General features: G+C 68.2%; 6 protein-coding genes. All 6 read left to right on the forward strand.

From position 1 onward, the window contains the following. On the forward strand, positions 1 to 2,870 hold a 2,870-nt coding region (gene rpoC, locus AC2VOP_RS04435), incomplete at its 5' end, for a DNA-directed RNA polymerase subunit beta' (RefSeq protein WP_486959820.1). A gap of 212 nt (positions 2,871 to 3,082) precedes the next feature. Continuing rightward, positions 3,083 to 3,841, forward strand: coding sequence for a deoxyribonuclease IV (locus AC2VOP_RS04440; protein ID WP_486959821.1), 759 nt, complete (start codon positions 3,083 to 3,085; stop codon positions 3,839 to 3,841). A 162-nt stretch (positions 3,842 to 4,003) separates the two neighbouring features. Further along, positions 4,004 to 6,103 carry a PE family protein gene (locus AC2VOP_RS04445; RefSeq protein ID WP_486959822.1) on the forward strand — a complete coding sequence of 700 codons (2,100 nt, stop codon included), beginning with the start codon at positions 4,004 to 4,006 and terminating at the stop codon, positions 6,101 to 6,103. A 210-nt stretch (positions 6,104 to 6,313) separates the two neighbouring features. Then, complete coding sequence (locus AC2VOP_RS04450) at positions 6,314 to 6,568, forward strand: ribbon-helix-helix protein, CopG family (RefSeq protein ID WP_486959825.1); 255 nt, start codon at positions 6,314 to 6,316, stop codon at positions 6,566 to 6,568. Beyond that, a complete protein-coding gene (locus tag AC2VOP_RS04455) occupies positions 6,555 to 6,863 on the forward strand; it encodes a type II toxin-antitoxin system PemK/MazF family toxin (protein WP_486959823.1) in 309 nt (102 codons plus the stop codon). The genes AC2VOP_RS04450 and AC2VOP_RS04455 overlap by 14 nt, the downstream gene beginning before the upstream one ends. Before the next feature lie 561 nt (positions 6,864 to 7,424). Continuing rightward, complete coding sequence (locus AC2VOP_RS04460; protein ID WP_486959824.1) at positions 7,425 to 7,817, forward strand: type II toxin-antitoxin system HicB family antitoxin; 393 nt, start codon at positions 7,425 to 7,427, stop codon at positions 7,815 to 7,817. Positions 7,818 to 7,931 lie beyond the last annotated feature (114 nt).

Here is a 7,931-nt window from a genome sequence, read left to right on the forward strand (position 1 = left end):
GTGCTCCGGAGATCATCGTCAACAACGAGAAGCGGATGCTGCAGGAGTCGGTGGACGCGTTGTTCGACAACGGTCGTCGGGGCCGGCCGGTGACCGGACCGGGTAACCGTCCGCTGAAATCGCTGTCCGACCTGCTCAAGGGCAAGCAGGGGCGGTTCCGGCAGAACCTGCTCGGCAAGCGCGTCGACTACTCTGGCCGCAGCGTGATCGTGGTCGGCCCGCAGCTCAAGCTGCACCAGTGCGGCCTGCCCAAGCTGATGGCCCTGGAGCTGTTCAAGCCGTTCGTGATGAAGCGGCTGGTCGACCTCAACCACGCGCAGAACATCAAGAGCGCCAAGCGGATGGTGGAACGCCAGCGTCCGCAGGTGTGGGACGTGCTCGAAGAGGTCATCGCCGAGCATCCGGTGCTGCTCAACCGTGCGCCCACCCTACACCGGCTGGGTATTCAGGCTTTCGAGCCGATGCTGGTGGAAGGCAAGGCGATTCAGCTGCACCCACTGGTATGTGAGGCGTTCAACGCCGACTTCGACGGCGACCAGATGGCGGTGCACCTGCCGCTCTCCGCCGAGGCGCAGGCCGAAGCTCGCATTTTGATGCTGTCGTCCAACAACATTCTGTCCCCGGCGTCGGGACGTCCGCTGGCGATGCCGCGGCTGGACATGGTGACCGGGCTTTACTACCTGACCACCGAGGTTCCCGGCGACACCGGTGAATACACCCCGGCCGCCAAGGATCGCCCGGAGCGCGGGGTGTATTCCTCACCCGCGGAGGCGATCATGGCCGTCGACCGCGGCGCGCTGAGCGTGCGGGCCAAGATCAAGGTGCGGCTGTCGGCACTGCGTCCACCGGTCGAGGTGGAGACCGAGCTGTTCGGCGAGAGCGGCTGGCGGCCGGGCGATTCCTGGATGGCGGAGACGACGCTGGGCCGGGTGATGTTCAACGAGCTGCTGCCGGTGGGCTATCCGTTCGTGAACACCCAGATGCACAAGAAGGTGCAGGCCGTCATCGTCAACGACCTCGCCGAGCGCTATCCGATGATCGTGGTCGCCCAGACGGTGGACAAGCTCAAGGACGCCGGCTTCTACTGGGCCACCCGTTCCGGCGTGACTGTGTCGATGGCCGACGTGTTGGTGCCGCCGAACAAGGCCGAGATCCTCGACGCCTACGAGGCGCGGGCGGACAAGGTGGAGAAGCAGTTCCAGCGCGGGGCGTTGAACCACGACGAGCGCAACGAAGCCCTGGTCGAGATCTGGAAGGAAGCCACCGACGAGGTGGGTCAGGCGCTGCGGGAGCACTACCCGGCGGACAACCCGATCATCACCATCGTCGACTCCGGTGCCACCGGTAACTTCACCCAGACCCGCACCCTGTCCGGGATGAAGGGGCTGGTGACCAATCCGAAGGGCGAGTTCATCCCGCGGCCGATCAAGTCGAGTTTCCGTGAGGGCCTGACGGTGCTGGAGTACTTCATCAACACCCACGGCGCTCGAAAGGGCTTGGCGGACACCGCGTTGCGGACCGCCGACTCGGGTTACCTGACCCGTCGGCTGGTCGACGTCAGCCAGGACGTGATCGTACGCGAGGGCGACTGCGGAACCGAACGCGGCATTGTCGTCGAGTTGGCGCAACACCAGCCCGACGGAACACTGATCCGAAACCCGTTCATCGAGACGTCGGCGTATGCGCGGACGCTGGCAGCGGACGCGGTCGGCGAGGACGGTGAGGTCGTCGTCGAGCGCGGCCACGACCTGGGTGACCCGGCGATCGAGGCGCTGCTGGCAGCGGGGATCACGAGCGTGAAGGTGCGTTCGGTGCTGACCTGCGCCACCGGTACCGGCGTGTGCGCCACCTGTTACGGCCGGTCGATGGCCACCGGGAAGCTGGTGGACATCGGTGAGGCCGTCGGCATCGTCGCCGCCCAATCCATCGGCGAGCCCGGTACCCAGCTGACGATGCGCACCTTCCACCAGGGTGGTGTCGGTGAGGACATCACCGGTGGTCTGCCCCGGGTGCAGGAACTGTTCGAGGCCCGGGTGCCGCGCGGCAAGGCGCCGATCGCCGACGTGTCCGGGCGGATCCGGCTCGAGGAGGGCGACCGCTTCTACAAGATCACCATCGTGCCCGACGACGGTGGCGAGGAGGTGGTCTACGACAAGCTTTCCAAGCGGCAGCGCCTGCGGGTGTTCAAGCACGAGGACGGCAGCGAGCGATTACTGGCTGACGGCGACCACGTAGAGGTGGGTCAGCAGCTGATGGAGGGCTCGGCCGACCCGCACGAGGTGCTGCGGGTGCAGGGTCCGCGTGAGGTGCAGATTCACCTGGTCAAGGAGGTGCAGCAGGTCTACCGAGCGCAGGGTGTGTCGATCCACGACAAGCACATCGAGGTGATCGTCCGGCAGATGCTGCGCCGGGTGACCATCATCGACTCGGGTTCGACCGAGTTTCTGCCCGGTTCGCTGACCGAGCGTGCCGAGTTCGAGTCGGAGAACCGTCGGGTGGTGGCCGAGGGCGGCGAGCCCGCCGCCGGGCGCCCGGTGTTAATGGGGATCACCAAGGCGTCGCTGGCCACCGACTCGTGGCTGAGTGCGGCGTCGTTCCAGGAGACGACCCGGGTGCTCACCGACGCGGCGATCAACTGCCGCAGCGACCGGCTGCACGGACTGAAGGAGAACGTGATCATCGGCAAGCTGATCCCGGCCGGTACCGGGATTCCCCGCTACCGCGACATCACCGTGCAGCCGACCGAGGAGGCCCGCGCCGCCGCGTACACGATCCCGTCGTATGAGGACCAGTACTACAGCCCGGACTTCGGCGCCGCCACCGGCGCCGCGGTGCCGCTGGACGACTACGGCTACAGCGACTACCGGTAGGCCCCTCGCGCGGGCGGCGTTTCGCCGAGCGTGAACTGGTTGCGACTTTCCGGCCGAAAACTCGCAACCAGTTCACGCTCGGTGTCTGCGGTGGGCGCCCATCAAGCCGTCGGCCGGACTTACGATGGTGCAGGTGAGCGCCGTGCTGTCGATCGCCGAGGTGTCCTGGGTATTCGAGCGCATCATCGACGGCGCGGCGAAGCGGTAGTGCCGTGCTGATCGGATCGCATGTGCGCCCAGCCGACCCGCTGGCGGCCGCGGAAGCTGACGGCGCGGATGTGGTGCAGATCTTCTTGGGCAACCCGCAGAGCTGGAAGCCGCCCAAACCCCGCAACGACGCCGCCCGGCTGAGGGAGGCGGCGCTGCCGATCTATGTGCACGCGCCGTACCTGATCAACGTGGCCTCGCCGAACAACCGGGTGCGCATCCCGTCGCGCACGATGCTGCAGCAGACCTGTGACGCCGCGGCGGATATCGGGGCGAAGGCGGTGATCGTCCACGGCGGGCACGTCAGCGCCGATGACGACGACCTGGAGGCCGGTTTCGTCCGATGGCGCAAGGCGCTGGACCGCCTGGAGACGACGGTCGGGGTCTATGTGGAGAACACCGCCGGCGGGGAGTATGCGATGGCCCGCCACTTCGACACCATCGCCGCGCTCTGGGATCACATCGGTGCCACTGATGTGGGATTCTGCCTGGACACCTGCCACACCTGGGCTGCAGGTGAGTCGCTGCCCGACGCGGTGGAGCGGATCACGGCCATCACCGGGCGCATCGACGTGGTGCACTGCAACGACTCCAAGGACGCCGCCGGCTCGGGCCGAGACCGCCACGCCAACCTCGGCGCCGGCCAGATCGATCCTGAGTTGCTGGTGGCGGTGGTCGAGGCGGCCGGTGCGCCGGTGATCTGTGAGACCGCCGAGGCGGGCAGGAAAGACGACATTGCGTTCCTGCGTGAGCGGGTCGGCTGATCGGCGGCCGCTGATGCCAGTGCGCAGGTCAGCGGGATCGGCGCCTGGGACAGAATCTGTGACACATCCCACTCAATTTGACGAGGAGCATCCCATCAGATAGCTTTGCCGACGATAAGTTCGCGTTGGACACCATGCGCTACTACATAGGGAGGGCTTCACATGACTGGTCAGGGTTTCGGCGGGCGTGAGGTGCGGGGCCGGGGACGGGGCAGCAGGGTCACCATGGGTCGCCGCGGCCGTGTGGTGGGGCTGGGCACCGCTGCGGGGGCGTTTCTGGCGTTCGGGTTGACGCCGTTGGTGGCTGTTCCGTCGGCGCACGCTGATTTCGAAGACTTGATCGTGAACCTGCTCGACCCGGCCGATTTCGCCGGCCTGGCCGCCTCGGCGGTGGGTGATGGGTCGGCTGGGTCGGCCGCGTCGAGTTCTGTCAGTGACTTCCTGTTGAACACCATCTGGACGCCGCTTAATGCGGACTTGGTGAAGATCGCTGACACTCTTGAGGGTCCGTTGGCCCCGATTAACAACGTGGTCGCCCAGTTGGCTAAGTCGGATGGTATCGACACGTGTGGGCTGATCTGCAACGGTGACGTCGGGACGTATGCCAACGGCGGTGACGGTGCTGGTGTCGGTGGCGGGTTGTTCTTCGGCGACGGCGGTAACGGCGCGGCCGGTACCGAAGCCGACCCCACCGGCGGCGCCGGCGGTGACGCCGGCGGGTTCGGCGACGGCGGCGACGGCGGCGCCGGCTACTCCGCCGCTGGCTCCACCGTCGTCGGTGACGGCGGTGCCGGCGGTAACGGCGGCGAGGCGTGGGGTGTCGGCGGCAACGGCGGCGACGGTGGCGCCGGTACCTCGGGTCACATCGACGGCGGCGCCGGCGGTGTCGGCGGCAGCGCGGCCAGCACCGGCGTCGACGGCAAGCCCCAAGACGTCTTCGCTAGCCTGGCGGTCGGTTGGGGCGGCAACGGCGGCAACGGCGGCGACGGCTTTGACGCCACCGCCGCCGGGGCGTCCGGCGGTAACGGTGGGGCCGGCGGCGACGGCGGCAACGGCGGTGTCCTCTTCGGCAACAGCGGCGACGGCGGCAACGGCGGCGACGGCGGCACCGGCGAGGATGGCACCCCCGGTACCCCCGGGTATCCGACATATCCGACCTCGGCCGAGCTGGGAACTACGCCGCCCGGGACGATATCCACACCCACCGCCGGCGGCGACGGCGGCAACGGCGGCAACGGCGGCGCCGGCGGTGACGCCGGCACAATCGTCGGCAAGATCTCGGGCGCCGAAGGCAACGGCGGCGCCGGCGGCAACGGCGGCGACGCCGGCAACGGCGGCGCCGGCGGCGCCGGTGCGAACACCTGGGTCACCGGAAATCAGGCGGATGTCAGTAACGACGGCGTGAGCTTCGCCGACACCAACGGCGCCAACGGCGGCCTCGGCGGCAACGGCGGCAACGCTGGTGCCGGCGGCGCCGGCTCCAACGGCGGCGCCGCTGGCACCGCGGGCACCGCCGGCACCGGCGGGGCCGGCGGCCAGGCCGGCTACACCGCCGACAGCGAGCCCCCGGGCGGGCCGTTCTGGACCGGCACCGGCGGGGCTGGCGGCGATGGTGGTGTCGGCGGCGCCGGCGCCGCCGGTGGTACCGCTGACGGCGGCACCGCCGGCGCCAGCACTGACGGGGTGGCCGGCGGCGCCGGCGGTGACGGCGGTGCCGTCGCCGTCGCCCCCAAGGTGTCCGGTTATGAGTCAGACACCATCGCGCCCTCAGGCTTGGGAAGCCAGCCGCAAGGCACCGGCGGCGACGGCGGTGCCGGCGGCGCCGGCGGTGAGGCCGGCGGCGCAGGCACCACTGGCGGTGTCGGGGGCGCCGGCGGCAATGGCGGCACCGGTGACACCCCCGGTACCTCGGGCAGCGGCAGCTCCGATAGCGGTTCCGACGTCAGCGGCTTCGCCGCCAACGGTGGTGCCGGCGGCAAAGGCGGTGCCGGTGGTGCCGCAAACGGGGGCACCGAAGGCGACGGTGGTGCCGGCGGCGACGGTGGTGCCGGCGGCATTGCCCTCAAGGGACTGGGGTTCAACAGCGGCGGCAGCACGGGAGTTAACCTCGCTCCCGGTAACGGCGGCGATGGCGGTGACGGCGGCGCCGGCCTCACCGGGGGTGCCGGCGGCACGGGCGGCGCTGGCGGGTCCGGTGCGCCCACCGGCGTTGCCGACGGCACCACCGGTGCCAACGGCACGGCCGGCGCGTCGAGCGGCTAGTCAGGTACATCCGGCGGAGAGCCCCGCACGCCTGCGTGCGGGGCTCTCCCATTCGGAACGCCCCGCGCGCGGCTTCGACCGCGTCCGGGGTGTGCCGGTACGCGGCAGGGTCGGCGCCGGTGAGAGCCGGACGAACGTCGAATCGTCCAACACCGGTTCAGCGTCAGAATTCTCGCAGCCCGTAATACCGCTTAGGATCGTCGTATGACGATGATCAGTTTCCGTGTCGATGACACGGAGATGGCCGAGATGAATCGCTGGGCGCAGCGATTGCACGTCGACCGGTCGGAGTTCCTGCGCGAGGCGTTGCGCCGTCGGCTCGCGGAGCTGGCGGCCGACCAGGATATCCGCGCCTACGTCGAACGCCCGGTGACGCCTAGTGAGGATGCGCTTGCCGAGGTCGCCGACTGGGGACCTGCCGAGGAGTGGGCCGACTGGGCTGAGTGGACCGATGCGGCGCGGTGAACTGTGGTTCGCGGCAACCCCGGGCGGTGACCGGCCGGTTGTGATCCTGACCAGAGATCCGGTGGCGGACCGCATCGGCAGTGTGGTCATCGCGGCGTTGACCCGAACTCGTCGGGGGTTGACGTCGGAGTTGGAACTGACCGCCGCCAGCGATGGCGTGCCCAGTGATTGCGTGGTCAACTTCGACAACATTCACACCCTGCCGCGCCGTGCATTTCGTCGCAGGATCACTCGGTTGTCCGCGGTGCGCATGCACCAGGTCTGCGCAACCCTGCGGGCAAGCACCGGTTGCTGACGCTATCGCACCCCGGACCCATGCTGCACCCCCCGGTCCGGCCAGATATACGACGATCACCACCGCGGGGGTCGCGATGTCGGCGGCGCCGATGCGGCACCCGCGGCCACGACCGGACATGCCGGAGGGCGAGTCATCACCGGCCGCCAACGAGCAAGACCGTCCTTACCCGAAGCGGTGGAACACCATCAATGTCGGTGGACGCCGATAGCATCCGAATATGTGTTCGGATAGCCGCGTAGTGATTGCCCAGATAGTTTGCGTGCTTCGATACTCAGCCGGACCGCGACAGGCACATGGTGGCAAGCCCCCCTTGTCGAACTTGCCTAGTAAGGGCTAGACGGATATTATGCCCAGGCGGAGGGAGGTCATCAAAAACGTGCGGAAAGCCGCGAAGGCCATTGGCATGGAGTTCGTCGTTCGCCGCGAGGGTGCCAGCCACACCGTCTTTGATCTTGACGGCGTCATGATCCCGATACGTAGGCATCGGGACTTCACCGACCGTCACGCCGAACAAATCTATCGAGAATGCGAGGCGAAGTTGGGAAGAGGATGGTGGCGATGACCACCTACCAAGCCATCGTCAGCCGAGACGAACGTTATTGGGCAATACGGGTCCCCGGCTTGGGCACCCGGCCAGACCATGGCCTGCCCACGATGGCGGTCAACTTGGCCGAGGTTGAGCCCGTGGTCCGTGACCTGATTTCGCTGTATCTGAATGTTCCGGTGGACTCGTTCGACATTGAGATTCACATCGAGCTCCCCGAGAGCGTGCGTCGTCACCTGGAGTCGGCGAGCAGACACGCCGATATCGCCGCGAGCGCGCAATGCGAGTCAGCACGGGAACGGCGCGCAGCCGCCCGCGAACTGAAAGACCGTGGGTTGACCGTGCGAGATATCGGCCGAGTGCTCGGCGTCTCGCACCAGCGGGCGCAGCAACTCGCATCGGGTTAGCTTGCCCCGAGTCTGGGCCGGATGAGAAGCCCTATGTCAAGCCACCGCGTCTTGGGTCGTGATGAATCGTTGGAGTGCTCGGTGTTTGGTGGGGTCGTAGGGGACGTTGTCTTG

This window comes from Mycobacterium sp. TH-M106, from assembly GCF_057473765.1.